Source organism: Microbacterium sp. USHLN272, assembly GCF_037149655.1.
In the GTDB taxonomy this organism is placed as follows: domain Bacteria; phylum Actinomycetota; class Actinomycetes; order Actinomycetales; family Microbacteriaceae; genus Microbacterium; species Microbacterium galbinum.
In genome coordinates this window covers 2,226,521-2,250,899 of sequence record NZ_JBBCRA010000001.1, presented here as the reverse complement: position 1 = coordinate 2,250,899, position 24,379 = coordinate 2,226,521, and the positions used below count along the sequence as shown (strand labels likewise).

At 70.1% G+C, this 24,379-nt stretch carries 30 protein-coding genes; 15 read left to right on the top strand and 15 right to left on the bottom strand.

The genetic code is table 11. From position 1 onward, the window contains the following. Nucleotides 1-67 precede the first annotated feature (67 nt). Entirely contained in the window at nucleotides 68-535 is a 468-nt protein-coding gene (locus tag WFJ97_RS10835) for an acyl-CoA thioesterase (RefSeq protein WP_247633526.1), read from the top strand. Here WFJ97_RS10835 and WFJ97_RS10830 read toward each other — a convergent pair. Then, nucleotides 469-1,716 carry a trans-sulfuration enzyme family protein gene (locus tag WFJ97_RS10830; protein WP_247633525.1) on the bottom strand — a complete coding sequence of 416 codons (1,248 nt, stop codon included), beginning with the start codon at nucleotides 1,714-1,716 and terminating at the stop codon, nucleotides 469-471. The genes WFJ97_RS10835 and WFJ97_RS10830 overlap by 67 nt on opposite strands. A 112-nt stretch (nucleotides 1,717-1,828) precedes the next feature. Between WFJ97_RS10830 and WFJ97_RS10825 the strand changes: the two genes are divergently transcribed. Both WFJ97_RS10825 and WFJ97_RS10820 read left to right on the top strand, forming a co-directional pair. Then, the gene (locus WFJ97_RS10825) at nucleotides 1,829-2,305 is read left to right on the top strand and encodes an Lrp/AsnC family transcriptional regulator (protein ID WP_247633524.1); all 477 of its coding nucleotides are present in this window, start codon (nucleotides 1,829-1,831) and stop codon (nucleotides 2,303-2,305) included. Between the two features lie 73 nt (nucleotides 2,306-2,378). After that, nucleotides 2,379-4,091, top strand: coding sequence for an AMP-binding protein (locus WFJ97_RS10820; protein ID WP_336641489.1), 1,713 nt, complete (start codon nucleotides 2,379-2,381; stop codon nucleotides 4,089-4,091). A gap of 34 nt (nucleotides 4,092-4,125) precedes the next feature. On the opposite strand, the gene WFJ97_RS10815 is transcribed toward WFJ97_RS10820, so the two are convergent. Both WFJ97_RS10815 and WFJ97_RS10810 read right to left on the bottom strand, forming a co-directional pair. Next, complete coding sequence (locus WFJ97_RS10815; protein ID WP_247624176.1) at nucleotides 4,126-4,548, bottom strand: hypothetical protein; 423 nt, start codon at nucleotides 4,546-4,548, stop codon at nucleotides 4,126-4,128. A gap of 191 nt (nucleotides 4,549-4,739) precedes the next feature. Continuing rightward, nucleotides 4,740-6,236, bottom strand: coding sequence for an MATE family efflux transporter (locus WFJ97_RS10810; RefSeq protein ID WP_336641488.1), 1,497 nt, complete (start codon nucleotides 6,234-6,236; stop codon nucleotides 4,740-4,742). A gap of 122 nt (nucleotides 6,237-6,358) precedes the next feature. Between WFJ97_RS10810 and WFJ97_RS10805 the strand changes: the two genes are divergently transcribed. The 6 genes from WFJ97_RS10805 (at nucleotide 6,359) to WFJ97_RS10780 (ending at nucleotide 11,473) form a co-directional block, all read left to right on the top strand. Next, nucleotides 6,359-7,003, top strand: a complete 645-nt coding sequence (locus tag WFJ97_RS10805; RefSeq protein WP_336641487.1) for an IMPACT family protein — start codon at nucleotides 6,359-6,361, stop codon at nucleotides 7,001-7,003. A 107-nt stretch (nucleotides 7,004-7,110) separates the two neighbouring features. Beyond that, nucleotides 7,111-8,028, top strand: a complete 918-nt coding sequence (locus WFJ97_RS10800; protein ID WP_336641486.1) for a J domain-containing protein — start codon at nucleotides 7,111-7,113, stop codon at nucleotides 8,026-8,028. Between the two features lie 94 nt (nucleotides 8,029-8,122). Continuing rightward, nucleotides 8,123-8,545, top strand: a complete 423-nt coding sequence (locus WFJ97_RS10795) for a Fur family transcriptional regulator (protein WP_247624170.1) — start codon at nucleotides 8,123-8,125, stop codon at nucleotides 8,543-8,545. Between the two features lie 76 nt (nucleotides 8,546-8,621). After that, entirely contained in the window at nucleotides 8,622-10,073 is a 1,452-nt protein-coding gene (locus WFJ97_RS10790; protein ID WP_336641485.1) for a catalase, read from the top strand. Between the two features lie 137 nt (nucleotides 10,074-10,210). Continuing rightward, the gene (locus WFJ97_RS10785) at nucleotides 10,211-11,017 is read left to right on the top strand and encodes an alpha/beta fold hydrolase (protein ID WP_281731544.1); all 807 of its coding nucleotides are present in this window, start codon (nucleotides 10,211-10,213) and stop codon (nucleotides 11,015-11,017) included. Nucleotides 11,018-11,140: 123 nt separating this feature from the next. Further along, a complete protein-coding gene (locus tag WFJ97_RS10780) occupies nucleotides 11,141-11,473 on the top strand; it encodes a hypothetical protein (protein WP_336641484.1) in 333 nt (110 codons plus the stop codon). A 163-nt stretch (nucleotides 11,474-11,636) separates the two neighbouring features. On the opposite strand, the gene msrA is transcribed toward WFJ97_RS10780, so the two are convergent. Then, nucleotides 11,637-12,182 carry a peptide-methionine (S)-S-oxide reductase MsrA gene (gene msrA / locus WFJ97_RS10775; protein WP_247624158.1) on the bottom strand — a complete coding sequence of 182 codons (546 nt, stop codon included), beginning with the start codon at nucleotides 12,180-12,182 and terminating at the stop codon, nucleotides 11,637-11,639. Next, nucleotides 12,179-12,667: a peptide-methionine (R)-S-oxide reductase MsrB gene (gene msrB / locus WFJ97_RS10770; RefSeq protein WP_247624157.1), complete on the bottom strand. Its 489-nt coding sequence runs from the start codon at nucleotides 12,665-12,667 to the stop codon at nucleotides 12,179-12,181. The genes msrA and msrB overlap by 4 nt, the downstream gene beginning before the upstream one ends. A gap of 146 nt (nucleotides 12,668-12,813) precedes the next feature. Between msrB and WFJ97_RS10765 the strand changes: the two genes are divergently transcribed. Both WFJ97_RS10765 and WFJ97_RS10760 read left to right on the top strand, forming a co-directional pair. Beyond that, complete coding sequence (locus WFJ97_RS10765) at nucleotides 12,814-13,650, top strand: hypothetical protein (protein ID WP_336641483.1); 837 nt, start codon at nucleotides 12,814-12,816, stop codon at nucleotides 13,648-13,650. 69 nt (nucleotides 13,651-13,719) lie between these two features. Further along, nucleotides 13,720-14,637, top strand: a complete 918-nt coding sequence (locus WFJ97_RS10760) for a DUF808 domain-containing protein (protein ID WP_336641482.1) — start codon at nucleotides 13,720-13,722, stop codon at nucleotides 14,635-14,637. Nucleotides 14,638-14,649: 12 nt separating this feature from the next. On the opposite strand, the gene WFJ97_RS10755 is transcribed toward WFJ97_RS10760, so the two are convergent. Both WFJ97_RS10755 and WFJ97_RS10750 read right to left on the bottom strand, forming a co-directional pair. Continuing rightward, on the bottom strand, nucleotides 14,650-15,351 hold the full coding sequence (locus WFJ97_RS10755) for a hypothetical protein (protein WP_336641481.1): 702 nt from the start codon (nucleotides 15,349-15,351) through the stop codon (nucleotides 14,650-14,652). 52 nt (nucleotides 15,352-15,403) lie between these two features. Next, the gene (locus WFJ97_RS10750) at nucleotides 15,404-16,156 is read right to left on the bottom strand and encodes an SDR family oxidoreductase (protein WP_336641480.1); all 753 of its coding nucleotides are present in this window, start codon (nucleotides 16,154-16,156) and stop codon (nucleotides 15,404-15,406) included. 130 nt (nucleotides 16,157-16,286) lie between these two features. Between WFJ97_RS10750 and sigJ the strand changes: the two genes are divergently transcribed. After that, entirely contained in the window at nucleotides 16,287-17,213 is a 927-nt protein-coding gene (gene sigJ, locus WFJ97_RS10745; RefSeq protein WP_336641479.1) for an RNA polymerase sigma factor SigJ, read from the top strand. Here sigJ and WFJ97_RS10740 read toward each other — a convergent pair. Then, nucleotides 17,207-17,584 (bottom strand): type II toxin-antitoxin system VapC family toxin, encoded by a 378-nt coding sequence (locus tag WFJ97_RS10740; protein ID WP_336641478.1) that lies wholly within the window; start codon nucleotides 17,582-17,584, stop codon nucleotides 17,207-17,209. The two genes, sigJ and WFJ97_RS10740, sit on opposite strands and share 7 nt — an antisense overlap. Before the next feature lie 5 nt (nucleotides 17,585-17,589). Beyond that, nucleotides 17,590-17,835, bottom strand: a complete 246-nt coding sequence (locus WFJ97_RS10735; RefSeq protein WP_336641477.1) for a ribbon-helix-helix protein, CopG family — start codon at nucleotides 17,833-17,835, stop codon at nucleotides 17,590-17,592. 231 nt (nucleotides 17,836-18,066) lie between these two features. Here WFJ97_RS10735 and WFJ97_RS10730 point away from each other — a divergent pair, with 231 nt between their 5' ends. Next, a complete protein-coding gene (locus tag WFJ97_RS10730) occupies nucleotides 18,067-18,585 on the top strand; it encodes a GNAT family N-acetyltransferase (RefSeq protein ID WP_336641476.1) in 519 nt (172 codons plus the stop codon). Between the two features lie 2 nt (nucleotides 18,586-18,587). After that, nucleotides 18,588-19,337 carry a nicotinamide riboside transporter PnuC gene (gene pnuC, locus WFJ97_RS10725; RefSeq protein WP_336641475.1) on the top strand — a complete coding sequence of 250 codons (750 nt, stop codon included), beginning with the start codon at nucleotides 18,588-18,590 and terminating at the stop codon, nucleotides 19,335-19,337. On the opposite strand, the gene WFJ97_RS10720 is transcribed toward pnuC, so the two are convergent. The 5 genes from WFJ97_RS10720 to WFJ97_RS10700 all read right to left on the bottom strand — a co-directional run bounded on the left by WFJ97_RS10720 (nucleotide 19,246) and on the right by WFJ97_RS10700 (nucleotide 23,112). Next, nucleotides 19,246-19,689 (bottom strand): hypothetical protein, encoded by a 444-nt coding sequence (locus tag WFJ97_RS10720; protein WP_247633501.1) that lies wholly within the window; start codon nucleotides 19,687-19,689, stop codon nucleotides 19,246-19,248. The two genes, pnuC and WFJ97_RS10720, sit on opposite strands and share 92 nt — an antisense overlap. A gap of 163 nt (nucleotides 19,690-19,852) precedes the next feature. Next, the gene (locus tag WFJ97_RS10715; RefSeq protein WP_336641474.1) at nucleotides 19,853-21,064 is read right to left on the bottom strand and encodes an MFS transporter; all 1,212 of its coding nucleotides are present in this window, start codon (nucleotides 21,062-21,064) and stop codon (nucleotides 19,853-19,855) included. A gap of 12 nt (nucleotides 21,065-21,076) precedes the next feature. Further along, nucleotides 21,077-21,640 (bottom strand): TetR/AcrR family transcriptional regulator, encoded by a 564-nt coding sequence (locus WFJ97_RS10710; protein WP_247624145.1) that lies wholly within the window; start codon nucleotides 21,638-21,640, stop codon nucleotides 21,077-21,079. Beyond that, complete coding sequence (locus WFJ97_RS10705; protein WP_247633499.1) at nucleotides 21,630-22,226, bottom strand: sugar O-acetyltransferase; 597 nt, start codon at nucleotides 22,224-22,226, stop codon at nucleotides 21,630-21,632. Before WFJ97_RS10705 ends, WFJ97_RS10710 begins: the two co-directional genes overlap by 11 nt. A gap of 43 nt (nucleotides 22,227-22,269) precedes the next feature. After that, entirely contained in the window at nucleotides 22,270-23,112 is an 843-nt protein-coding gene (locus WFJ97_RS10700; RefSeq protein WP_336641473.1) for a helix-turn-helix transcriptional regulator, read from the bottom strand. Nucleotides 23,113-23,237: 125 nt separating this feature from the next. Here WFJ97_RS10700 and WFJ97_RS10695 point away from each other — a divergent pair, with 125 nt between their 5' ends. Continuing rightward, entirely contained in the window at nucleotides 23,238-24,206 is a 969-nt protein-coding gene (locus WFJ97_RS10695; protein ID WP_336641472.1) for an SDR family oxidoreductase, read from the top strand. Here the strand turns inward: WFJ97_RS10695 and WFJ97_RS10690 are convergent. Next, nucleotides 24,184-24,363, bottom strand: a complete 180-nt coding sequence (locus WFJ97_RS10690) for a hypothetical protein (RefSeq protein ID WP_247633496.1) — start codon at nucleotides 24,361-24,363, stop codon at nucleotides 24,184-24,186. The genes WFJ97_RS10695 and WFJ97_RS10690 overlap by 23 nt on opposite strands. Between the last annotated feature and the right edge of the window lie 16 nt (nucleotides 24,364-24,379).

The window sequence follows — 24,379 nt, the reverse complement described above, 5'->3', positions numbered from 1 at the left end:
GCCCTGGGCAGAGGGCCCCTTCACGGCGCGTAACACCGCCGACTCACGCGGTTCCTAGGCTGGAGGCATGGCCAAGCATGAAGCGAACTCGTGGTCCGAGGACGGCATCAACTTCCGCACCCGCAAGTGGGTGCGCCCGGAGGACCTCAACGCCAACGGGTCTCTGTTCGGCGGGAGCCTGCTGAAGTGGATCGATGAGGAGGCAGCGATCTACGCGATCGTGCAGCTCGGCAACTACCGGGCGGTGACGAAGCTGATCTCGGAGATCAACTTCGAGGCCTCCGCCGTGCAGGGCGACCTGATCGAGATCGGCCTGACGGCCACGCACTTCGGCCGCACCTCGCTGACCATGCGGGCCGTCGCGCGCAACATGATCACGCGCAAGCGCATCCTCACGATCGAGAAGATCGTGTTCGTGAGCCTCGACGAGGACGGCAACCCGACCCCGCACGGCTACCGCGACATCACCTACAACCGCGACCGGATGCCCACCGAGCGGCTCTCGACCGGAACGGTCATCCTGCCCAAGCTCTGAGCGGCGGGCGCGAGCCCGGCGAACGCGGTCGCGAGGTCGGCGATCAGGTCGTCGGCATCCTCGAGTCCGATCGACAGGCGCAGCACGTCGGCGGCAGGGCGCGCCTCGGCCGGCACCGGTCGGTGCGTGAGCGCGGCGGGGTGCTGGATGAGCGAGTCGACACCGCCGAGCGAAACCGCGTGGGTGAAGAGCGTGGTGCCCGAGGCGACGGCGGATGCCGCGGCATACCCGCCCTGCATCCGCATCGCGATCATCGCCCCGGTGCCGCGCATCTGACGGTCGAGGATGCCGTGCGGGTCGCCGTCGAGCCCGGGGTAGAAGACCTCGGCGATCTCGGGCCGGTCGAGCAGCCACGACACGATGCGGCGGGCGTTCTCCTGCTGGCGCTGCATGCGCACGGGCAGTGTCGCGAGCCCGCGGTGCAGCAGGTACGCGCCGAGCGGGTGGAGCAGGCCACCCGTCACGGCGCGTACGCGTCGCAGCGCTTCGGCGGTCTCCTCGCCGCAGGCCACGACTCCGGCGATCACATCGCCGTGCCCTCCCAGGTACTTGGTCGCGCTGTGCAGCGACATCGCCGCACCGAGATCGATCGGGTTCTGCAGGATCGGTGTCGCGAACGTGTTGTCGACGACGACCGGCACCTCGCCCGCCTGCCCCACGACCTCGGCGATGTCGGCGATGTCGAGCGTGGGATTGGCGGGTGTCTCGAGCACCACGAGGCCGGTGTCGGGACGGATGCTGCCCGCCACCTCGTGCGGATGGCAGTAGGTGACCTCGGCGCCGAGCAGCCCCGAGCCGAGCAGATGGTCGGTGCCGCCGTAGAGCGGGCGCACCGCGACGACGTGGCGCTTGCCGACCGCATTGGTGTGCGCGAGGATCACGGCGGTCATCGCCGCCATGCCCGACCCGAAGGCGACGGACGCCTCGGCGTGCTCCATCTCGGCGAGCGCCTCTTCGAAGCGGGCGACGGTCGGGTTCCACAGGCGCGCGTAGACGAGGCTGCCGTCGGCGGGCGGGCGCCCACCGGTCGCCATCGCCTCGTAGGAGTCGCCGCCGCGCTCGACGTCGGGCAGTGGGTTCGTGGTCGACAGGTCGATCGGCAGCGCGTGCACTCCGAGATCCGCGAGGTCGGAGCGGCCGCTGTGGACGGCGACGGTGTCGGGATGCAGCGGGGCGGTCATCCCTCCATGTTGCGCGAATCGCGGCGTGGACGGTGAGAATCGACAGCATCCGCCGCAGATCATGCTGATCTCGCTATTCTGAGCAACAACGGATGCCGAGGAGGACCCGACGTTGCCCAAACCCCCAGGATCGCCGCTCGACGAGACCGACCTCGCGTTGCTCGCCGTGCTCACCCGCGAGGCCGACATCACGAACAAGGCGCTCGCCCACCGCCTGAACCTCGCCGAGTCGACCTGCGCGCACCGCGTGCGGGCGCTGCGCGAGCGCGGGATCATCCGCGACACCCGGATCCGCCTCGACGAGGCATCCGTCGGCTATCCGTTGCAGGCGATCATCAAGGTGCGCCTCGCCAACCACACCGGCCCCACCGTCACCGCGCTGTTCGATGCGCTCGCGAGCGTGCCGCGCGTGCTCCAGGTCTTCCACGTCGCCGGGGTCGACGACTTCCTCGTGCACGTCGCCGTCGAGGACGCGACGGCGCTGCGCGACATCGTGCTCGAGCACATCACCGTGCATCCGGTCGTGCGCGGCACCGAGACGCAGTTGGTGTTCGAGCTACGCGACGGCGCCGGGCTGCTCGCGCGCTAGCGGCGGCATCGGCTCGTTCCGGAATCAGCCATTCGCGCGACGAGACCGACGCACCTGCGCGAGGATGGAACGCATGACCCGCAGTGCCACCGCCGCCACGCAGACCATCCGCGAGATGCGCGACTTCCTGTTCGCGAACGCGACCGACTACGACGCCGCCCGCGCAGGGTTCGCGTGGCCGCAGGTCGACGAGTTCAACTTCGCGCTCGAGTGGTTCGACGTCGTCGCCGGCGAGGCGCCCGACCGCCCCGCGGTTCAGATCGTCGAGGCCGACCTCTCGCTGCGCTCGTGGACCTACGGCGAACTCTCCCGCCGGTCCGACCAGGTCGCCGCGTGGCTGACCGGTCTCGGCATCCGTCGCGGCGACCACCTGATCGTGATGCTCGGCAACACGATCGAGCTGTGGGAGGTGATGCTCGCGATCACCAAGATCGGCGCGGTGTCGATCCCGACCTCGACGCTGCTGTCCGCATCCGACCTCGCCTACCGGATCGATCACGGCCGCGCCCGCGCGGTCGTCACGCTCGGCACCCTCGGCGACCGTCTCGCAGACATCGACGACGGCATCCTGCGCATCGGCATCGGCGACGGCATCCCGGCGGGCTGGGAGCCATTCGCCGACTCGGCGGATGCCCCGACGGTCTTCGAGCCCGACGGCCCGACGCCCGCCACCGACACCTCGCTGCTGTACTTCACCTCGGGCACCACCAACCGTCCGAAGCTCGTGCAGCACACCCACGTCTCGTACCCGATCGGGCACCTGTCGACCATGTGGTGGCTGGGCGTGCGCCCCGACGACGTGCACCTCAACATCTCGTCGCCGGGCTGGGCGAAGCACGCGTGGTCGAGCTTCTACTCGCCGTTCCTCGCCGAGGCGACCGTGTTCGTCTACAACTACGCGCGCTTCGATGCGAACACCCTCATGCAGGTCATGGACACCCACCACGTGAGCACGTTCTGCGCGCCGCCGACGGTGTGGCGGATGCTCATCCAGGCCGACCTCGCCCGCCTCACCCACCCGCCGCGCGAGCTCGTCGGCGCCGGAGAACCGCTCAACCCCGAGGTCATCGACCGCGTGCGCGACGCGTGGGGGGGAACCATCCGCGACGGCTTCGGGCAGACCGAGATGACCTGCTGCGTGGGCAACTCGCCCGGCCAGCCCGTGAAGGTCGGCTCGATGGGGCGGCCGCTGCCCGGGTACCCGGTGGTGCTGCTCGACCCGGTGACCGGCGAGGTCGTCGACGGGGCGAGCGAGGGCGAGATCGCGCTCGACCTGTCGCAGCCGCCGCTGGGGCTCATGGCCGGGTACTACGACGACCCCGAGAAGACCGCGGAAACCCGCGTCGGCGGCTACCACCACACCGGCGACATCGCCGTGCGCGACGACGAGGGGTATCTCACCTACATCGGGCGCGCCGACGACGTGTTCAAGGCATCCGATTACAAGATCTCCCCGTTCGAACTCGAGTCGGTGCTGCTCGAGCACGACCTCGTGATCGAGGCGGCGGTCGTGCCCAGCCCCGACCCGACGCGCCTGTCGGTGCCGAAGGCGTACGTCTGCCTGACGGCGGATGCCGCGGCCGACGGCGAGGCCGCGCGCTCGATCTTCGCCTACGCGAACGAGCGTCTGTCGTCGCACCTCTGGGTGCGGGTCATCGAGTTCGTGGACGAGCTGCCCAAGACGATCTCGGGCAAGATCCGCCGCGTCGAACTGCGGGCCCGCGAGGCCGCGCGCGTCGAGGCCGGAGATTCGGCCGGGCAGCACTGGGAGCGCGACTACCGCTGAGACCGGTGAACTGCCGGAACTCAGCGCACGGGACTCAGCGCACGACGGCGATCGCGCCGGTCGCGGTGCTCGGCGCACGCGCCGGAACCCGGATCGTGGTCGTGGCCGGGGCGGGCTGCGCCGCCTCGACCACCGCTGCCGCTCGTGCCGCGCTGCGCGTCATGCGCCCGTTGTCGGCGGCGCTGATGATCGCGCGCACGATGCCGCCGAGCACGAGCATCGCCCCCAGGGCCGCGCCCGAGATGATGAGGGGCAGCCACTGGTGGGCGAACGATGCCGTGGAGCTCAGGAGCGCCGCGGGAATCCACACCCCGACCGCTCCGCCGCTGAGCCCACCGGCACCGCGAGCGATCGCGGCCCCCGCCACGATCGCGCAGACGACGGCGATCGCCGCGCCGATCCATCCGATCGGAACCAGAAATCCGGCCAGGTCCCTGGCAATGGCAGCTGTCGTCATGATGACCCCCCGGTCTGCGGAATCTCCGCACTCTCCACAGTAGAAAAGCGTACGCGGATCCCCATCCGTCTCACGCATGATCTTTGTCATCCTTTCGGAGGACAGCGATCGGAACCCTTCTTCTACTAGACGACCGAAGTGCTCATTTCTGACGCGGTTTCCGCGTTCGATTCGCGTGGGGTCCGGATGCCTCAGCGGCGCGCCGTGCGGCGCGACGGGCGCAGGGTCAGCCGACGCAGGCCGCGCTTGCGCACGACGGGGATCGGCTGGGTGACGACCGCGTCGACCACCATCGATCCGTCGGTCGGGCCGACGATCGCCATCGCCGAGGTCTCTGTCGCCTCGGCGGGCGCGACGGGCAGCTTCGCGAGCGCGCGATGCGCCTTCACGTACGCGGGCACCAGCAGCACGATCGCGCCGACCCAGGCGAGCGGGTTGCTCAACGCGACGCCCGCGAACCCGATGACCGCGCCGAGTGCGACCGCCGCGACGACGCGCATGACCAGCTCGATCACGCCGGTGACCGTCGGAACGAGCGTGTGGCCCAGCCCCTGCAGGGCGCCGCGCAGCACGAACAGGATGCCGAGCGCCCAGTAGCCCGCACCGTTGATGATGAGCATGAGGTGCGCGAGATCGACGACCTCGTCCGACCCCTCGCCGACGAACAGGCGCACCATCGGCGCACCGAAGGCGACGAGCAGTCCGCCGAGCACGAGGCCCGCGGCGATCGCCATCCACGTCGCCTCCTTGACCCCGCGGCGGATGCGGTCGGGGCGGCGTCCGCCGTGGTTCTGCGCCGCGTACATCGAGGTCGCCAGCCCCAGCGACGAGAGCAGGGCGACGGCGAGACCGTCGACGCGCGAGGCGGTGGTGTAGGCGGCGACGGCATCCGATCCCAGTGTGTTCAACGCGACCTGCACGGTCAGCGTGCCGATCGCGATGATCGAGGCCTGGAAGCCCATCGGCAGGCCGAGGCGCAGGTGCTCGGCGATGTCGGCGCGGGTGACGCGCCAGTCGCTGCGACGCAGGTGCAGCATCGGCAGGCGACGGCGCACGAACTCGAGGCACAGGGCGACCGAGATGGCCTGGGCGATGACGGTGGCGAGGGCCGCTCCGCCGACGCCCCACTCGAGCGGGCCGACCATGAGCACGACGAGTCCGACGTTGAGCGCGCACGAGATCGTGAGGAAGACGAGCGGGGTGCGCGAGTCGCCGATCGCGCGGATGATCGCCGACAGGTAGTTGAAGAACATCGTGGCGCTCGCGCCGAGGAAGCTGATCTGCGTGAACGTCGTCGCCTCGGGCATGAGCTCGGTCGGCGTCTGCAGAAGGGCGAGCAGAGGGCCGGCGATCAGCGGCGCGCACGCCGTGAGGATCACGCTCGTCGCTCCGCTGAGCAGCACGCCGGTCGCGACCGAGCGACGGACGGCCGCGTTGTCCCGGGCGCCGAACGCCTGGGCGATCGGGATCGCGAATCCGCTCGTCAGTCCCCACGCGAAGCCGAGGAGCAGGAACAGCAGGGGTCCGGTCGCACCGACCGCGGCGAGCGAGGTCACGCCGAGGTGCCGCCCGACGACGATCGCGTCGGCGAACTGGTAGAGCTGCTGCACGACGTTGCCGAGCAGCAGGGGGATCGAGAAGGCGAGGATGACGCGCCACGGACGGCCCGTCGTGAGGGAGGTTGCCATGAGGGAGGACTCGCAGGGCTGGAGTACGGATGCGGGGATGGCGGCACTGCTCCGTGTCGCGGGAAAGAGTCTATCGAATCGATTCGGTGAAGTGCACGCGAATCCGTGGATAGGGTGGGCGGATGAGCAGGTATCCGGCGACGATCGCGGGTGCCGTCGACCACGAGCTCGTCATCAAGAAGTCGCGGTTCCTCACGCACATCGCGCCGGTCGGGTCGGTCGAGGAGGCCGAGGCGGTGATCGCCGGCATCCGCAAACGGGCGTGGGATGCCGCGCACAACTGCACCGCGATGGTGACCGGTCTGCTCGGCGATCAGGCCCGCTCGTCGGACGATGGAGAGCCGTCGGGCACCGCGGGGATCCCGATGCTCGAGGTGCTGCGCCGCCGCGAGCTGACCGATGTCGTCGCCGTCGTCACCCGCTACTTCGGCGGCGTGAAACTCGGCGCCGGCGGGCTCGTGCGGGCCTATTCGACCGCGACCTCGGAGGCGCTCGACCTCGCCCGGCTGGTGCGGCGCGAGGCCCTCACCCAGGTGCGGATCGAGGTCGCGCACGCCGACGCCGGGCGCTTCGACAACCTGCTGCGCGACTGGGCCGGCCACCACGGCGCCACGCTCGGCGAGCCCGCGTACGGCGCGGCGGCCACGCTCGAGGTCTGGGCGCCGGCGCTCGAGATCGCGCACCTGACGGATGCCGTGGCCGCGGCATCCGGCGGGGACGTCGTGCCCGTGGTCGGTGTCGAGCGGGTGGTCGACGTTCCGGAGTGAGGGCGTTTCTCGGGGCGGGCCCTTCGACAGGCTCAGGGACTCACTCCGCACAACTGGGTCGCTGAGCCTGTCGAAGCGTCCCCCACCCACGCGGATATTCTGAGGGGATGTTCGACAGCCCGCTCTCGGCCTCGGCGTACGAGGTCCTCGGGGTGACGCCGGGCACCGACGACGACGAGCTGCGGCGCGCGTACCGCGCCCGCCTGCGCGAGGCGCATCCCGACACGGGCGGCGATGCGGCGGTGTTCATCCGGGTGCAGCGGGCATGGGAACTCATCGGCACCCCCGCGGGCCGCGCGAGCTACGACCGCACGCGCAGCGGCGGAGACGAATGGCGCGCGCCCGAGCCCGCCCGCACCGACACACGCCCGCGACCGAAGACCTCCGGCGAGGCCGGCGCCTGGCGCCGTGCACGCTACGTGGCACTGCTCGAGGAGTGGGCGGGCGAGAGCATCCCCGATCCGTACGCCCCGAGCCTCGTGCGCGCCGCACCCCGCGCCCTGCGCCGCCTGCTCGCCGACGCCCTCGCCGAAGAGGGCACCGCCCACGCGGTGGCGGGGCTGGGCATGGGCTTCACGCTCTGGCACGGGATCGCGACCGGGCCCGCGAGCGCCGGCGACGACCCGGATGCCGAGCACCGCCTCGACCACGTGATCCTCGGACCGTCGGGCCTGTACGGGGTGATGTCGGCCGACTTCGGCGGCGTCGTGGGGTTCCGCCGCGGCGAGATCACGGGCCCCAGCCTCGGGCACCGCGCCCCCGTGACCGACCTGCTCGCGCAGATCCGCTCCGTCGCCCGGGCGGCCCGCGTGACCTTCAGCGGCGCGATCGTGGTGCTGCCCGACGACGACCTGTCGATGCCCTCGACGCCTCTCGGGAGCATCCGCGGTCTGCCCGTCTTCGTCGTGCGCCGCAGCATCCTGCCCACTCTCCTGCGCCAGGGCCTGCCGGGCACACGGGTGATCGGCGGCAACGAGCTGTTCGACATCCGCACGCGGTTGCGGCACAGCATCCGCCACCTCTGACGCACTCCGCACCTCTGACGCACGCGATCGGGCGACACGCGGGCCGACACGCCGCACTTTTGAATCACTAAAAAGAGCGGGTAGGGTCGAAGACATGGAGACCACACTCGATCAGGCGCTTCGCGGCGCCGGACTGAGGGCGACCGCGGGCCGCGTCGCCGTTCTCGAGGCGCTGGACTCCATGGCCCATACGGATGCCGAACGCCTCTACCGGGCGATCTCGGAGGTGCTGCCGACCACGTCGATCCAATCGGTGCACAACATCCTCGCGGACCTGACGACGGCGGGCCTCGTCCGCCGGATCGAACCGGCAGGCTCCGCAGCGCTCTACGAACGGCGCATCGGCGACAACCATCACCACATCGTCTGCACCTCCTGCGGGGCGGTCGGCGATGTGGACTGCGTCGTCGGCGAAGCGCCGTGCCTCACCCCGTCGTCTTCGGGGGGATTCACCGTCCAGACAGCAGAAGTCACCTTCTGGGGCCTGTGCCCCAGCTGCCAGAACGCCGCGCAGTAGTCCGACGCATCCGCCACCGACCCGCCACCCGCGGAGAAGGGCTGTTCGCCGTACCCGCGCGCAGAAGGAGAACACCATGACGAAACCCGCCACCACCACCCAGACCGGCACCCCGGTCGCGAGCGACGCGCACTCGCTCACCGTCGGAGCCGACGGCCCCACCGTCCTGCACGACCGCTACCTCGTCGAGAAGCTCGCCTCCTTCAACCGCGAGCGGGTGCCGGAGCGCAACCCGCACGCAAAGGGCGGCGGCGCGTTCGGCGAGTTCGTCGTCACCGAAGACGTCTCGGCCTACACCCGCGCGGCCGTCTTCCAGCCGGGCGCCACCAGCGAGACGCTGCTGCGCTTCTCCTCCGTCGCCGGCGAGCAGGGCTCCCCCGACACCTGGCGCGACGTGCGCGGCTTCTCGCTGCGCTTCTACACGTCCGACGGCAACCTCGACATCGTCGGCAACAACACCCCCACCTTCTTCATCCGCGACGCGATGAAGTTCCCCGACTTCATCCACTCGCAGAAGCGCCTCGGCGATTCGGGGCTGCGCGATGCCGACATGCAGTGGGACTTCTGGACGCTCTCGCCCGAGACGTCCCACCAGGTCACCTACCTCATGGGCGACCGCGGCCTGCCGCGCAGCTGGCGCCACATGAACGGCTACGGATCGCACACCTACCAGTGGGTCAACGCCGCAGGCGAGCGCTTCTGGGTGCAGTACCACTTCCTGTCGAAGCAGGGCGTCGAGGCGATGGGAGCCGACGAGGCCGAGCGCCTGGCCGGATCGGATGCCGACTTCTACCGCCGCGACCTGTTCGACTCGATCGCCGCGGGCGACTTCCCGGAGTGGGACGTCTACGTGCAGATCATGCCGTACGACGAGGCCAAGGCGTACCGCTTCAACCCGTTCGACCTCACCAAGACGTGGTCGAAGAAGGACTACCCGCGCATCAAGGTGGGAACGTTCACCCTGAACCGCAACCCGGAGAACTTCTTCGCGCAGATCGAGCAGGCGGCGTTCTCGCCCGGCAACCAGGTGCCCGGTACCGGCATCTCGCCGGACAAGATGCTCATGGCCCGCGTCTTCGCCTACCCCGATGCGCAGCGTCACCGGGTCGGCACGAACTACAACCAGCTGCCGGTCAACCAGCCGCATGCCGCAGAGACCCGCAACTACATGCACGAAGGCAACATGCAGTATCGGTTCAACCCCGCCGAGCACCGCGTCTACACCCCGAACTCCTACGGTGCGGCCGGCGGCCCCGAGGCCGACCCGCAGGCGGGTGTCGAGGCGAGCTGGGAGTCCGACGGCGAGCTGATCCGCTCGGCGGCGACCCTGCATCTCGACGACGACGACTTCGGTCAGGCCGGCACGCTGTACCGCACGGTCTTCGACGACGAGCAGCGCGCACGCTTCCTCGAGACCCTGACCGGTCAGGGCAAGTCGATCACGGTCGACGGCATCCGCGAGCGCTTCTTCCAGTACTGGACGAACGTCGACGCCGCGCTCGGAGAGGCCCTGCGCAGCCGCGTCTGAGGTTAATCGGGTCGGCGACGGATTCGCGTCGAGACCCACCACCCCCGTCGAGACCCATCGCCCCGCACCTCGGGGGCGGTGGGTTTCGGCGTTCCCGGTGGGTCTCGACGCGCGCGCACGCCCTGCGCGGGAGGAGAATGGATGCCGTGGCTGTCCCTCTCTCCGACCTCACCCGCATGCCCGAACCCCAGCAGGTCTACGCCGCCGACGGCACTCGCCTCGCGACGTACACCTGGGGAGAACTCGACGCCCCGGTCGTCGTGATCGTGCACGGGTTCGCCTCGAACGCCCGCGACAACTGGGTCCTCACCGGCTGGGTGCGCGAGCTCACCAAGGCCGGGTACCGCGTGCTCGCCCTCGACCAGCGCGGTCACGGACTCAGCGAGAAGCCGCACCAGGCCGAGGACTACAGCATCCGCACCCTCGTCACCGACGTCGAAGCCGTGATGGACGCGTACCTCGTCGACGACGCCGTGTACGTCGGATACTCGTTGGGCGCGCGGGTGGGCTGGGAGGTCGTGAAGGAGCTCCCACACCGCATCGGCCGTGCCGTGCTCGGCGGGGTGCCCGACGGCATCCCCCTCGCGCGTCTCGACCTCGACCAGGTGCGCGCGTACATCGCCGACGGAACGCCGGTCGCCGACCCGACGACCCAGAACTACATCGCCCTCACCGAACGAGTGCCCGGCAACGACCTGCGCGCGCTCGTCGCGCTGGCCGAGGGCATGCGGGCGTCCGGGTCGATCGACCCCGACCCGGCGGATGCCCCCACCCGCCCGATCCTCTTCGCGACCGGGTCGAAGGACGCGATCATCGAGGGCTCGCGCGCCCTGGCATCGGCCGCCCCCGACGCCCGATTCTTCGAGATCCCCGACCGCAACCACTTCAACGCCCCTGGCTCGTCGGCGTTCAAGAGCGCCGCGGTGGAGTTCCTGCAGGGCTGAGTGCCGGCTCGGCCGGCCGCGCGCAGCGGAGGAGATCACACGCTCCGCAGGACCGGTTTCGGCATCCGCCCCTGCATTGCGCGAGATCTCCTGTGGACGTGATGCGGCGGGTACCCTGACGGCGTGACCACGAAGACAGAGCGCGGCTCACAGAGCGACGTCTTCCTGAGCGTCTACCTGACGTGGATGCTGACGGCGTTCGGCTTCGGGGCCTCGATCGTCGCCCTGTGGCTGATCGCGTTCAGCGGCTGGGGTGAGCGCGGATCCAGCCCGCAGATCGTGTCCGCCCTCACCGTCGCGCACCTGATCGTCGGAGTGGGCGCGATCGCAGCCGGAATCGTGTTGTCGCTGGCGCTCCGCGAACACGCACGTCTCATCGCGCTCACCGTCTTCTGCACCGTGGGGCTATCGGCCGCGGGATCCATCGTCGGCGCGTGGATGGTCGCTTCCGGCTGAGCGCCGATCCGGCCGCGCGCAGCGGAGGAGATCACACGCTCTGCAGGACCGTTTTCGGCATCCGCTCCTGCATTGCGCGAGATCTCCTGCCGGGGGCGTGTTCACGCCGACACGAAAAAGCGCCCCCGTCGTGAAACGGGGGCGCTTCGGCCGGACGCGAACGTCAGACCGCGGTCTCGGCGCGCTTCGGCAGCACCCATCCCGCGCGCGGGAAGTGGCAGGTGTAGCCGTTCGGGTACTTGATCAGGTAGTCCTGGTGCTCGGGCTCGGCCTCCCAGAACGGGCCCTCGGCCTCGATCGTGGTGACGGCCTTGCCCGGCCAGAGGCCCGAGGCGTCGACGTCGGCGATGGTGTCGCGGGCGACCTGCTGCTGCTCGGGGCTCAGCGGGAAGATGGCCGAGCGGTAGCTCGACCCGATGTCGTTGCCCTGACGGTCACGCGTCGACGGGTCGTGGATCTGGAAGAAGAACGCCAGGATGTCGCGATAGGTCGTCTTGGTCGGGTCGAACACGATCTCGACCGCCTCGGCGTGACCGGGGTGGTTGCGGTAGGTGGCGTGGTCGTTCTGGCCGCCCGTGTAACCGACCCGGGTGTCGAGCACGCCGGGCTGGCGGCGGATCAGGTCTTCCATGCCCCAGAAACAACCGCCGGCGAGCACCGCCGTCTCGGTGCCGGGGGTGCGGGTGATGGTTCCGGTGTCATCGGTCATGACTGCTCCTCGGAGTCGTGGGTGGTGGTGCCGGTGCCGTCGGCGGAGAAGAGGCCGCTGTAGCGACCGTACCCCTCTTCGACGAGCTGGTCGGCGGGGATGAAACGCAGGGCCGCGGAATTCATGCAGTAGCGCAGGCCTCCGGCGTCGCGCGGGCCGTCGTCGAAGACGTGCCCGAGGTGGCTGTCGGCCCCGCTGGATCGCGCCTCGGTGCGCTTCATGAACAGCGAGCGGTCGGTGCGGGTGGTCACGGCATCCGCCTCGATGGGCTTCGTGAAACTCGGCCATCCCGTGCCGCTGTCGAACTTGTCGGTGGAGCTGAACAGGGGCTGGCCCGAGACGACGTCGACGTAGATACCGGCGTCGTGGTTGTTCCAGTAGGCGTTGCGGAAGGGCGGCTCGGTGGCATCCTCCTGCGTGACCTCGTACTGCAGGTGCGTGAGGTCGCTGACGGCCTCGGGCGTCTTGCGGAAGTCGTTCGACATGGTCTGTGTCTCCTTTGTCCGACGCCGCTGGCTGCGACGTCTCTGATCACAACCAGCGAGCGACCCGTTTTGGTCCCGCAGGGCTGAGAGCGGGCTGTGAGTTTTTCCTCGTCACGCGAGCACGCGGACATGAGACGATTCCGAGGATGGATGCCGCCAACGATGCCGAACTGCGGGAACTCCGCGCCCGCGCCTACGGCCCGAGGGCCGACATCACGAACGACCGCGCCGCGATGCGACGTCTGCGCGAACTCGAAGCGGCCCGACGTGCCGAGCTGAGCGCCGCGACAGCTCCCGCAGGACCGCCGGTCGGCGCGGAAGAACCGGATGCCGCGCCCGCCGAGCAGCTCCCCACCGAGGAGGCGGCGGCGGTCGCCGCCCGCACCGCCGCCCCCACCGCCGACGACGGCGAGCCCGAGTGGTGGCAACCGGGCGAGGAACCCGACGATGACGCTCGCGTCGGGGCGACGGCATTCGTTCCTCCTCGGCGACGCGTGCTCTGGGCGCTCTCGGTGATCGCTTCGGCCGCCGTGGCTGCCGGCGTGACCTACGCGCTCACCGGGGTTGCACCGGTGTCGGCATCGTCGGGTGTGCCGCTGACGACGACCCTGCATCCGACCTCGGCGACCCTCGTGCCGCAGGGCTTCGTGGGCGCCATCGAGAGCACTCCCGTGTACGACTTCTACGGCCTCACACTCTTCCTCGGTGAGGGCGGCTTCGGCGGCCCCATCGGGCCCGACGGCGCCTGCATCATCGCCGTCTCGACCACCGACGTCCCCGCGATCGAGTCCTTCGACGGGTCGTCGTGGTCGATCGACGGACCCGTCTACTCCGGCTGCAGCGCAGGGGCGTTCCCCGCGACCATCGAGATCCCGCTCCGCGCCGATGTGCCCGCCGCGCTCGGCGCGCGCTTCTCCGGCAGTCGAGCGATCCAGTTCGTGCTCGACGGCGACCGCATCGGGGTGTTCGTCGACGGCGGCTGAACGATGACGATCGGCGTCTCCGCGACTCGATAGAGTGTCTCGTCTGCACACACACCCTGGGGGACGCACATGTCGGTTGGTCTGCTCGCCGTCGTCGACGACATCCTGAGCGCGGCGATGAAGGCTTCGGCCAAGGCCGCGGGCGTCGTGATCGACGACGCCGCCGTCACGCCGCAGTACGTGCAGGGCATCACGCCCGCGCGCGAGCTGCCGGTCGTCGCGAAGATCGCCGTCGGGTCGCTGGCGAACAAGTTCGTCATCATCATCCCGGTCGCGCTGCTGCTCACCGCCTTCGCACCGTTCGTGCTGCCGTACCTGCTGATCCTCGGCGGCGCGTACCTCTGCTTCGAGGGTGCCGAGAAGGTGCTCGAGTGGTTCGGGGTGCAGCACGGTCACGCCGACGAGGGCGCCCGCAACGAGAACAAGCTCGTGTGGGGCGCCGTGCGCACCGACCTGATCCTCTCGACCGAGATCATGCTCATCTCGCTGTCGAACCTCGAGGCGGGCCTCGACATCTGGACCACCCTCGCGATCCTGGCCGTGATCGCGCTCATCATGACCGGCGTCGTCTACGGCGCGGTCGCGCTGCTGGTGAAGATCGACGACATCGGCCTCAAGATGGCGAAGAGCCGCGAGAAGCGCGTGCGCCACACCGGCATGCGGATCGTGCGATCGATGCCCGGAGTGTTCCGCTTCATCAGCATCCTCGGCACGGTCGCCATGCTCTGGGTCGGCGGGCACCTGCTGCTGGTCAACCTCGGCGAGGTCGGCGTGCACTTCGGCGCCGACATCCTGCACGGGATCGAGCACATCCTCGAACCCGCGGGCGCCGTCATCGTCTGGATCGGCGACACCCTCTTCTCGGCGATCGCCGGCCTCGCCGCCGGCCTCATCATCGTCGGGATCGTGCTCGGGATCGCGAAGGTCTTCGGCAAGAAGCCGAACTTCCACGAGGGTGAGGAATCCCCCGCCGACGTCCACGCCTGACGCTGCGGCGACTCAGCCGCGCCGACGGCGAACGACGATGCGCTTCTCGTCGGCGGGGTTCATCCGGTCGAACCAGACGTCGACGGATTCGCCCTCGACGAGCGGATCGGCGACGTCGATGACCGCGCCGCGACGAACGAAGCGCTGCGTGCCCTGGCCGTCGACGAAGGAGTAGGTGACAGCGGTGAGGATGCGCGTCGACTCACCGAAGTGCGTGTAGCCCTGATTCGTCACCGTTCCGTCGACCGGATCGGAACCGCGCACGATCTCTTCCTCGGTACTCGCCTGCGTCGTACGACGACGCAGACCCACGACGGCGAGCAGGGCGAACAGCGCGCTCACTCCGAGGAGGGAGACGCCGAGAACGATCGGTCCGGCGTTCAGCAGGCAACCGGCTCCCGCGCCCGCGGTCACGAGCGCGATCGGCGCGGCCCACCCCGGGAGACGGAGGTTCTTGACCGAGAGCCGTACCCAGAAGATCAGACCGACGATCGCCGCGAGACCGCCGATCAGGGCGCCCGTCATCGCCACCAGCAGCCACCCGGTGTGCGCCGACACCTCGTCGGCCGCGGGCTCACGCGCCATCATGAGCACGCACGTCATCAGACCGCCCGCGCCGGCGAAGGCGAGGATGCCGGGGACGAAGAGATCCTTGATGGTCGGAACTCGAGCGGCTCGTGCGCGGCGGGCCGCATCGGGGTCGACGGTGCTCATGCCTCCATCTGAGCACATTCTGCGCGTGCGCTCCAGAGAGGTCCGCCCGACCTCAGCCGCGCGTGTGATCGGGGCTGCGCAGCCATTCGTCGAAGGTGATCGCGCCCTGGAGCGCGTCGGGTCCGCCGCGCAGCGCGCCGGAGGCCAGGCCGCGACCGTAGGCGCCGGGCAGCTTCACGTCGAGCACCCGCCGACGGATGCCATCGAAGGCGAGCTGCCGTCGGGCGACGTCGACGAGCGTCTCGTCGCGCGGACCCACGAGATCCTGCGCGCGCCCCACCGGCCCCGCCTCGGCCACCCGCACCACGTGCGCGGCCACCTCGCGGGCGGCGACCGGGCGCATGAGCGTGCGCGGCGCGACCGCGAAGGGCCCGGCGATCTGCGCGAGCACCTGCCCCGCGAACTCGTGGAACTGCGCCGCCCGCACGATCGTGTGCGGGATCGCGCCCGCCGCGACCGCCCGTTCCTGGGCGAGTTTCGCCGCGTAGTACGCGGTGTCGATGCCGTCGATCCCCACGATCGAGAGCGCCACGTGGTGCGCCACCCCGACCTGCGCCCCCGCCGCGAGCAGGGTGCGCGTGCCGGTCTCGAAGAAGTCCCGCGCCTTCTTCTCCGACAGCGTCATGATGCTGGTGACGTCGATGACGGCATCCGCTCCGGCGAGCGCCTCGGTCACCCCTTCACCGGTGAGCACGTTCGCCCCGCTCGCGCGCGAGAGCACGACGACATCGTGCCCGGCCTCGCGGGCGGTGCGGCTGACGTGGCGTCCGACGGTTCCGGTGCCTCCGGCGACGGCGATCCTCATGGGTCTTCCTCTCGTTCGGGGTGCCCTGCGCGTCACCCTGTCACAGGTCCGACGATGCAGTGGGCGCGAGTGTGAGGTCGGTAGTCTTCGAGAGCACCCGTCTTCGAGAGTGCCCCGACGAGGAGAACCCGTGGACGACGACCAGGACGACGTGTTCGGCGAACGGCGCCGTCTCACCTCCCTCGCCTATCGCATGACGGGAACTCTGGCCGATGCCGAAGACGTCGTGCAGGAGACGTACGTGCGCTGGTATCGCCTGACGGATGCCGAGCGCTCCGGCACCCTCAACCCGCCCGGGTGGCTCACCACGGTCGCGAGCCGCATCTCGCTCGACCTGCTGACCTCGGCGCGGCGACGACGCGAGCAGTACGTCGGGCAGTGGCTGCCCGAACCGGTGCCGCTCGATCTGTTCGTGGGCGGGGAGCGGATCGCCCCGGCATCCGTCGCCCTCGACGACCCGTTGGAACGGGTCGCGCTCGATGAGTCGGTGTCGACCGCGCTGCTCGTGGTGCTGGAGTCGATGACGCCGGCCGAGCGGGTCGCATTCGTGCTGCACGACATCTTCGAGGTGCCGTTCCCCGAGATCGCCGAGATCCTCGGGCGCTCGGCGGCGGCCGTGCGTCAGCTCGCGACCTCGGCCCGGCGCCACGTGCGCGAGAACCGCACGAGCGCGGTGCCGCGCGCCGAGCACGACCGGGTGGTGCGGGCGTTCCAGCACGCGAGCCGTTCGGGCGGTATCGAGCAGTTGCTGCGGGTGCTCGCCCCCGACGTCGAGCTGCACAGCGACGGCGGCGGGGTCGTGCGCGCGGCGCTCAACGTCGTGTCCGGCGCCGATCGCGTGGCCCGGTTCCTGCTCGGGATCGCGGCGAAGCGCCCCGATATGCAGCTGGAGGAGATCGAGACCGGCGACGGGATCGCGCTGCTGTTCCGCGAGTACGGCGAGGTCGTCAGCGTCGTGAACCTCGGCGTCACCGACGGGGCGGTGACCCGCGTGTGGATCATGATGAACCCGCACAAGCTGTCGCACTGGCGCACCGACATCGCCGCATCTCAGTAGGGCGGCGCGAGTCCCTCGAACATCGGGAAGTGCTTGACGTTGCGGGTGAGAAGCTCGGCTCCGAGGAGATCTGCTGTGGCCGCGACGATGAAGTCGGCGGCATCGATCCCCGAGTATGCGGGAAGCCACCGACGGCCGAGCTCACCGGCGCGCTCCGCGACGGGCCGATCGACCGGGTGCCAGATGATCTGGTCGATCAGCGGCTCGATACGGGCCAGCTCATGATCGCGGATCAGGACGAGGAGCTCGGTACGCACGATCTCACTCGAATGCAGAGCTCCTCTCTCGACCGCAGAGAGGAGCGCCTGGTGCGCGCCGAGGACCCCCCGCGTGTGATCGATCAGTACGGACGTATCGATGAGGCTGATCATGAAAGTCAAGTGAGACGTCGCCCGGAGCGGATGCCGTCGACGAGCTGATCCCCCGAGATGTCAGAGGTCACAGCGCCGAAGGTCGCCGCGAGGGCGCGCCGCGTTGCGTCTTCGTCGTCGACGTGGCCGTACGTCGAGTGGATCGCCTGACGGATGAGACTGCTCATCGACAGGCCTGTACGGGTCGCGACGGCGTCGAGCACGCGACGGTCGTCGTCGCTCAGGGAGATCTGCGTGCGCTTGAGGCTCATGATGTAAGGACTATACATCGCAACTCATTCGCGCGACAGAGATGAGAGAGGAAGCATCCACCCATTCTGTCGAGCTCAGCGCGTCGATCGATGGCGAGCAGACCCGCCCGCACCGACCGACGCGAAAGCGACAGAAACGGGTCGCTGTGCAGGAGCGCTGGCGCACCGACGTCGCCGCATCCTGATACCGTCGGCGATGCGCTTCCCGCAGCGCAGACCCAGGAGAACCCCGTGCAGATCAGGGATGCCGGAGTCGCCGACCTCGAGGCGCTCACCGAGATACACAACCACGCCGTCGTGCACACGACCGCGATCTGGAACGAGGACTCCGTCGACGTCGACGACCGGGCCGCGTGGCTGGGCGAGCGTTCGTGCGACGGATTCCCGGTGATCGTCGCCACGGATGACACGGGCGTGCTCGGCTACGCGTCGTTCGGTCGGTGGCGCCCGCACAGCGGTTATCGGCACACGGTCGAGCACTCGGTCTACGTGCGCGAGGAGCAGCACGGACGCGGCATCGGACGCGCCCTGCTGACCGCGCTGATCGAACGGGCCCGCGCGCAGGGCGTGCACGTGATGGTCGCCGCCATCGAGAGCGGCAACGCCGCCTCGATCGCCCTGCACGAGAAGCTCGGCTTCGTCGAGGTCGGACGGATGCCGCAGGTCGGCGCCAAATTCGGACGCTGGCTCGACCTCACCTTCCTGCAGCTCACGCTCGACGAGCGGGCCACCCCCGCACCGGCATCCTGAGCATGGATCCCCTGAACTGGCTCGTCGAGGCGTTCAACTCGAACTGGGTGCTGCCCGGCGGGCAGACGCTCCTCGTGCGCGAGGTCGTCGGAAACGCCTTCGGTCTCGCGAGCGCGATCGGCGGGATGCGCCGGCGCATCTGGGCCTGGCCCGTCGGCATCATCGGCAACGTGCTGCTGCTGACCGTCTTCCTCGGCTCAGTGCTCAGCCCCGACCACTCGCTGCCGCACCTGCTCGGGCAGGCCGGACGCCAGGTGATGTTCATCGCCGTCGCGATCTACGGGTGGGTGCGCTGGCGTCAGGCCGAGGGCGGTCGGATCCAGCCGCGGTGGGCGCCGACCGGAGCGCGCATCGGACTGGTACTCGCCCTGGTGATCGGCACCGTCGCGCTGACCCCGCTCTTCCGGGCGCTCGGTTCGTGGGAGCCCGTCTGGGCCGACACCTGGACCTTCGTCGGGTCGCTGCTCGCGACCTACGGCATGGCCAAGGGCTGGACCGAGTTCTGGCTGATCTGGATCGCCGTCGACGTGGTGGGCGTGCCGCTGCTGTTCAGCTCGGGCTACTACGCCACCGGACTCATGTACGTGTTCTACGGCGGGTTCACCGCGGTCGGTTTCATCGTGTGGATGCGAACGCAGCGGCGGGCGGTCGAGCCGATCCTCACCGCGCAGACCGGGCTGATCCCTGTGCAGAAGAGTGTGCAGAAGAAGAGCGCTCGGGGATCAGCAGCACGACCCCCAGCAGCAGACTGATCCCGAGCGCCACCATCTCGCCGATCGCCGATGCGAGCGGCATGTGCGCGAGGTGGAACGCGTGGTACGCGAAATGCAGCGTGCCGAAAACCGTCCAGGCGAGACCGAGCACCCGGTACGCGATCGGGTGACGCCAGATCAGCCCGCCGATGCTCGCCGCTCCGAGCGCCAGGTACATGGCGCCGACATCGCGGATGAGGTGCTCGTTGAACGGACCGTCGACCGAGACCCACGAGCCGAGCACTCCGGGGAACGAGTCGTAGAAGCTCTGCGCCGCGAAGTACGCCCAGCCGCCGACGAACAGCGCGAGCAGGGCGGAGAACGCGAGGGCGAGGAAATGGAGTCGTCTCATGCTCGTGATGACGACGCGGGTGGGGCGGGTGTGAGGTCGGGGGTCGCCCGTCGCACCGCGGCCCCGTACCCAACTCAGGAAGATCGGGGCGAAACCGGCTGAATCCAGGCCAGATCGGCACCGAGGCGACCGATCTTCCTGCGTTAGGTACGCCCGCCCCGCTTCACCCGCGCTCGCGCCGCCGCAGCACCCCGGCGAAGAGCACCACGGCGACGCCGACCGCGGGGATCAGCAGCAGCCCCGCGCGCAGGCTCGTCGCGTCGGCGATCAGCCCCACGACGGGCGGAGACAGCAGGAACCCGAGGCGCATGAGCCACGAGACGACCGTGAGACCGGTGCCGTGGCGCAGGCCCGGCAGCACATCCGCCTCGTTCATCGCGGCGGGAACCAGGGTCGCCACACCGAACCCGGCGGCGGCGAAGCCGATGATCGTGCCGGGGATCGTGGGGAACGCGAGCGCGACACCCATGCCCACCACCACGATCACGCCACCGGCGCGCGCGACGAGTCGCTGGCCGAAGCGGTCGACGAGGCCGTCGCCGAGCAGGCGCCCGATGAACTGCGCGCCGACGAGCGCGATGAACCCGGTCGCCGCGATCGCCGCGGGGGCGCCGAGCGAGCCCAGGTACAGGGTCGCCCACGAGTTGCCCGCGTCTTCGACGATCGTTCCGGCCATCGCGATGATCACCAGGGCGATCAGCATCAGGACCACGCGAGGACGGATGCCGGCACGCACCGCCGCGCGCACATCAGTGGGGTCGGCCACCGCGTCTTCGTCGGCGGCCGCACCCGCCGCATCGAGTCCGGGGAGGCAGAACCGCAGCGCCGTCAGGGACACGGCCGAGAACAGCACCGCCGAGATCGCGAGGTGCACACCGATCGGCAGGCCGAGGGCGATCGCCGCGGCGGCCATCGATCCGCCGAGCACCGCACCGATCGACCAGACCGCGTGGAAGGAGTTGAGGATCGAGCGGCCGTACCCGCGCTGCACGCGCAGACCGTGCGCGTTCTGGGCGACGTCGGTGATGGCATCCATCGCGCCGCCGATGAAGAGGCCCAGCGCGAACAGCAGCACGCTGGGAGCGAGACCGGCGGCGAGTACGCCCACGCTCGTGAGCACGGTGCCGACGACCGCGACCTTCGCCGACCCGAAGCGCCGGATCAGGGCCGCGGCAGCGAGACCCGCGACGATCGCACCGACCGGGAACGAGGCGACGGCGAGACCGTAGACGGTGTTGTCGAGCCCGAGCTGCTCCTTGATCTCGGGGTAGCGCGGCAGGATGTTGGCGAACAGCGCCCCGTTGGTGAGGAAGAGCGCGGCGACGGCGCCGCGGGCGCGACGATCGGCACGCGTGGGTGCGGTGGTGGTGGTCATGATCTTCCGAGGTCAGCGAGTGGTGATGCGCTCGACGGCGATGGCGACCTCGGCCGGGTCGCGCTCGTCGTCATCGAGGGCGCGGTGGATCGAGAGGCCCTCGATCAGGGCGTCGAGCATCCGGGCGGTCTGCGGGTCGAAGTGTCGTTCGAGGGCCACGCGGCTCCGGGCCATCCATGCCGTCGTGATCGCCCGGTAAGCGGGATCGCGGGCGGCGAGCGTGTAGATCTCATGCGAGAGAACGAGCTCGCGCGCGTCGCCGAACACGTCGCGCAGGATCAGTTCGACCACCGCGGCGCGCGCCTCGGCGGGGTCGGATGCCGCCGCCATCCGCTTCTCGAACCGCTCGCTGATCTCGGTGCCGAAGCGCGTGAACGCCTCCCGCAGCAGGTCGTCGATGCCGTCGAAGTAGTAGGTCATCGACCCGAGGGGCACACCGGCGGCCTCGGCGATGCGACGGTGCGACGCCCCCGCGACGCCGGACTCGGCGACGACGTCGAGGCAGGCGTCGATGATGCGGTCGCGGCGCGCGGGATCGTTCTGGCGCCCGCGGCGACTGCCCGGTTCAGGCGCCATCGGCCGTGTCGATCTCGCGGATCACGCGTGCCGGGTTGCCGACGGCGACGACGTTCGCCGGGATGTCGCGGGTGACGACGGCGCCCGCGCCGATCACGGAGTTCTCGCCGATGGTCACGCCGGGGCACACGATCACTCCCCCGCCGAGCCACACGTTGTCGCCGATGACGATGGGTTCGGCGGCCTCGAGCTTGTCGCGCCTCATCGTCGGGTCGATCGGATGCGTGGGCGTGAGCAGCTGCACGTTCGGGCCGATCTGGCAGTCGGCACCGATCGTGATCGTGGCGACGTCGAGTGCCGTGAGGTTGAAGTTCACGAAGGTGCGCGCGCCGATCGAGATGTGATCGCCGTAGTCGACGTGCAGGGGCGGACGGATCGCGACGTCGTCGCCGAGGTCGCCGATGAGGTCCTGCAGCCAGCCGCGCGCGGCCGGGTCGCCCGAGATCGTCTGCCGGTGGTAGAGGTCGGCCAGGCGCGCGGCGCGGGCCGTGCGGGCGGCGAGCTCGGGGTCGTCGCCGATGTACAGGTCGCCGGCGAGCATCCGCTCCCGCTGCGTGCGGGGGTCGCCCGCGAAGTAGTCGGTCATGGATCGAGGGTATCACCGTGTGCGTACGATCGTACGCACTATCTCACACGGCGACGCGAGGGGCCAGGGCCGACAGCATCCGCAGCTTCTCGTGGCTCTCGCTCCCGGGGATCGCCGTGTACACGAGCAGCGCCTGCGACTGCTCCGGATCGAGCAGGCTCTGACAGGTGAGTTCGAGCGCCCCGAGATCCGGGTGCACGAAGCGCTTCGTCTCGTGCGGGCGGAGCCCGACCTCGTGCGTCTCCCAGATCTCCCGGAACTCGGCGCTCTGCGCGTGCAGATCGTCGGCGATCGCCGCCGCCCGCGACCGGGGACCGCGCCGTGCGATCACCTCGCGCAGCCCCGACACCCAGAGCCGCGAGAGGTAGTCGTGCTCGTCTTCGGCGTACAGCTCGCGCGTGCGCGGGTCGCTGAACCAGCGATAACCGATGCTGCGCTCGGGACCGCGCAACGATGCCGTATCGCCCGTCAGCGCGATCCCGAGCGGCGTCTGCCGCAGCGTCTCGCCGAGCTCGCTGACGATCTCGGCCGGAGTGTCGCCCAGGCGGTCGAAGATGCGCAGCATGCCCGGGCCGATGTGGTCGCCCGCTCCCCCGCGCGGTGGCGGTTCGTGCCCCGCGAGGCGGAAGAGGTGGTCGCGCTCGTCGATCGTGAGGTGCAGGCCCTGCGCGATCGCGGCGATCATCTGCTCCGAGGGCAACGGCCCGTCGCCGCGTTCGAGACGGGCGTAGTAGTCGGCCGACATATGGCTGAGCGCCGCGACCTCCTCCCGGCGCAGCCCCTCGGTGCGGCGGCGCTGACCCCGGTGCAGCCCGACGTCCTCCGGCTGCAGGCTGTCTCGGCGCAGTCGCAGGAACCCCGCCAGCGCCTCTCTGTCGATCGCCATCCGGCACCGTCCTTTCGCCGCACCGATCCTCGCACCCGCGGCCGAGGCGTATCCACTGCATGACGTGTCCTGGATGCGCGGGGCCGACGACCGCACGCTGGAAGCAGACCACGAAGGAGCACACCATGACCCGCAGAAGCATCGACATCGAGATCCCCGACCTCACCGGCCACCGCGCCGTCGTCACGGGAGGCAGCGACGGCATCGGCCTGCGCATCGCGACCCGCCTCGCCGCCGCCGGCGCCGAGCTGGTGCTGCCCGTTCGCAATCCGGCGAAGGGCGAGGCGGCGGCATCCGTCATCCGCGCCGTCGCGCCCGACGCCCGCGTGCAGATCGCCGCGCTCGACCTCTCGTCACTGGCATCCGTCGCCGCACTCGGCGAGAACCTGCTGTCGGACGGACGACCGATCCACCTGCTCGTGAACAACGCCGGTGTCATGACTCCACCCGATCGCCAGACCACCGCCGACGGCTTCGAGCTGCAGTTCGGCACCAACCATCTCGGCCACTTCGCCCTCGTCGGGCACCTGCTTCCGCTGCTGCGGGCCGGGCGAGCACGCGTCACCTCGCAGGTGAGCGTCGCCGCGAACCAGGGCGCCATCAATTGGGACGACCTCGGGTGGGAGCGTTCGTACAGCGGCGGGCGCGCCTACAGCCAGTCCAAGATCGCGTTCGGGATGTTCGGGCTCGAGCTCGACCGTCGCAGCGCGGCCCACGGCTGGGGCATCACGAGCAATCTGTCGCACCCGGGTGTCGCCCCGACGAACCTGCTCGCGGCGCGACCCGAACTCGGGCGATCCCGCGACACCGTGGGTGTGCGCGTGATCCGCTGGGCGTCGGCGCGCGGCATCCTGCTGGGCACACCCGAGACCGCCGCGCTGCCCGCGCTGTACGCGGCGACGTCATCGGATGCCCGGGCCCGCCGCCTCTACGGCCCGAAGGGACCCGGGCACCTCGGCGGTGCACCGGCCGAGCAGCCGCTCTACTCCCGGCTGCGCAGCGAGGCGGATGCCGCGCGCATCTGGCGGCTGTCGGAGGAGCTGACCGGCGTCGCGTTCCCTGACGCTTCGGTCAGTCGGTCGACCGCGAGCTGAACAGCCCGCGCAGCACGAGGAAGACCACGACCGCGACGACCAGCACGATCGCGAGCTTGGCGACGAACCAGAGGATCGAGAACAGCGCGCTCACGATCCACCAGGCGATCACGATCGCCACGATGACGCCGAGGATGGTCCAGAGGTTCTTGGTCATGCCTCCAGCCTAGGTT

Excerpts from the sequence above, each read along its gene's own strand:
- WFJ97_RS10835 (WP_247633526.1), top strand. The coding sequence starts at position 68 with ATGGCCAAGCATGAAGCGAACTCGTGGTCCGAGGACGGCATCAACTTC.
- WFJ97_RS10830 (WP_247633525.1), bottom strand. The coding sequence starts at position 1,716 with ATGACCGCCCCGCTGCATCCCGACACCGTCGCCGTCCACAGCGGCCGC.
- WFJ97_RS10820 (WP_336641489.1), top strand. The coding sequence starts at position 2,379 with ATGACCCGCAGTGCCACCGCCGCCACGCAGACCATCCGCGAGATGCGC.
- WFJ97_RS10815 (WP_247624176.1), bottom strand. The coding sequence starts at position 4,548 with ATGACGACAGCTGCCATTGCCAGGGACCTGGCCGGATTTCTGGTTCCG.
- WFJ97_RS10810 (WP_336641488.1), bottom strand. The coding sequence starts at position 6,236 with ATGGCAACCTCCCTCACGACGGGCCGTCCGTGGCGCGTCATCCTCGCC.
- WFJ97_RS10805 (WP_336641487.1), top strand. The coding sequence starts at position 6,359 with ATGAGCAGGTATCCGGCGACGATCGCGGGTGCCGTCGACCACGAGCTC.
- WFJ97_RS10800 (WP_336641486.1), top strand. The coding sequence starts at position 7,111 with ATGTTCGACAGCCCGCTCTCGGCCTCGGCGTACGAGGTCCTCGGGGTG.
- WFJ97_RS10795 (WP_247624170.1), top strand. The coding sequence starts at position 8,123 with ATGGAGACCACACTCGATCAGGCGCTTCGCGGCGCCGGACTGAGGGCG.
- WFJ97_RS10790 (WP_336641485.1), top strand. The coding sequence starts at position 8,622 with ATGACGAAACCCGCCACCACCACCCAGACCGGCACCCCGGTCGCGAGC.
- WFJ97_RS10785 (WP_281731544.1), top strand. The coding sequence starts at position 10,211 with ATGGATGCCGTGGCTGTCCCTCTCTCCGACCTCACCCGCATGCCCGAA.
- msrA (WP_247624158.1), bottom strand. The coding sequence starts at position 12,182 with ATGACCGATGACACCGGAACCATCACCCGCACCCCCGGCACCGAGACG.
- msrB (WP_247624157.1), bottom strand. The coding sequence starts at position 12,667 with ATGTCGAACGACTTCCGCAAGACGCCCGAGGCCGTCAGCGACCTCACG.
- WFJ97_RS10765 (WP_336641483.1), top strand. The coding sequence starts at position 12,814 with ATGGATGCCGCCAACGATGCCGAACTGCGGGAACTCCGCGCCCGCGCC.
- WFJ97_RS10760 (WP_336641482.1), top strand. The coding sequence starts at position 13,720 with ATGTCGGTTGGTCTGCTCGCCGTCGTCGACGACATCCTGAGCGCGGCG.
- WFJ97_RS10755 (WP_336641481.1), bottom strand. The coding sequence starts at position 15,351 with ATGAGCACCGTCGACCCCGATGCGGCCCGCCGCGCACGAGCCGCTCGA.
- WFJ97_RS10750 (WP_336641480.1), bottom strand. The coding sequence starts at position 16,156 with ATGAGGATCGCCGTCGCCGGAGGCACCGGAACCGTCGGACGCCACGTC.
- WFJ97_RS10740 (WP_336641478.1), bottom strand. The coding sequence starts at position 17,584 with ATGATCAGCCTCATCGATACGTCCGTACTGATCGATCACACGCGGGGG.
- WFJ97_RS10735 (WP_336641477.1), bottom strand. The coding sequence starts at position 17,835 with ATGAGCCTCAAGCGCACGCAGATCTCCCTGAGCGACGACGACCGTCGC.
- pnuC (WP_336641475.1), top strand. The coding sequence starts at position 18,588 with ATGGATCCCCTGAACTGGCTCGTCGAGGCGTTCAACTCGAACTGGGTG.
- WFJ97_RS10720 (WP_247633501.1), bottom strand. The coding sequence starts at position 19,689 with ATGAGACGACTCCATTTCCTCGCCCTCGCGTTCTCCGCCCTGCTCGCG.
- WFJ97_RS10715 (WP_336641474.1), bottom strand. The coding sequence starts at position 21,064 with ATGACCACCACCACCGCACCCACGCGTGCCGATCGTCGCGCCCGCGGC.
- WFJ97_RS10710 (WP_247624145.1), bottom strand. The coding sequence starts at position 21,640 with ATGGCGCCTGAACCGGGCAGTCGCCGCGGGCGCCAGAACGATCCCGCG.
- WFJ97_RS10705 (WP_247633499.1), bottom strand. The coding sequence starts at position 22,226 with ATGACCGACTACTTCGCGGGCGACCCCCGCACGCAGCGGGAGCGGATG.
- WFJ97_RS10700 (WP_336641473.1), bottom strand. The coding sequence starts at position 23,112 with ATGGCGATCGACAGAGAGGCGCTGGCGGGGTTCCTGCGACTGCGCCGA.
- WFJ97_RS10695 (WP_336641472.1), top strand. The coding sequence starts at position 23,238 with ATGACCCGCAGAAGCATCGACATCGAGATCCCCGACCTCACCGGCCAC.
- WFJ97_RS10690 (WP_247633496.1), bottom strand. The coding sequence starts at position 24,363 with ATGACCAAGAACCTCTGGACCATCCTCGGCGTCATCGTGGCGATCGTG.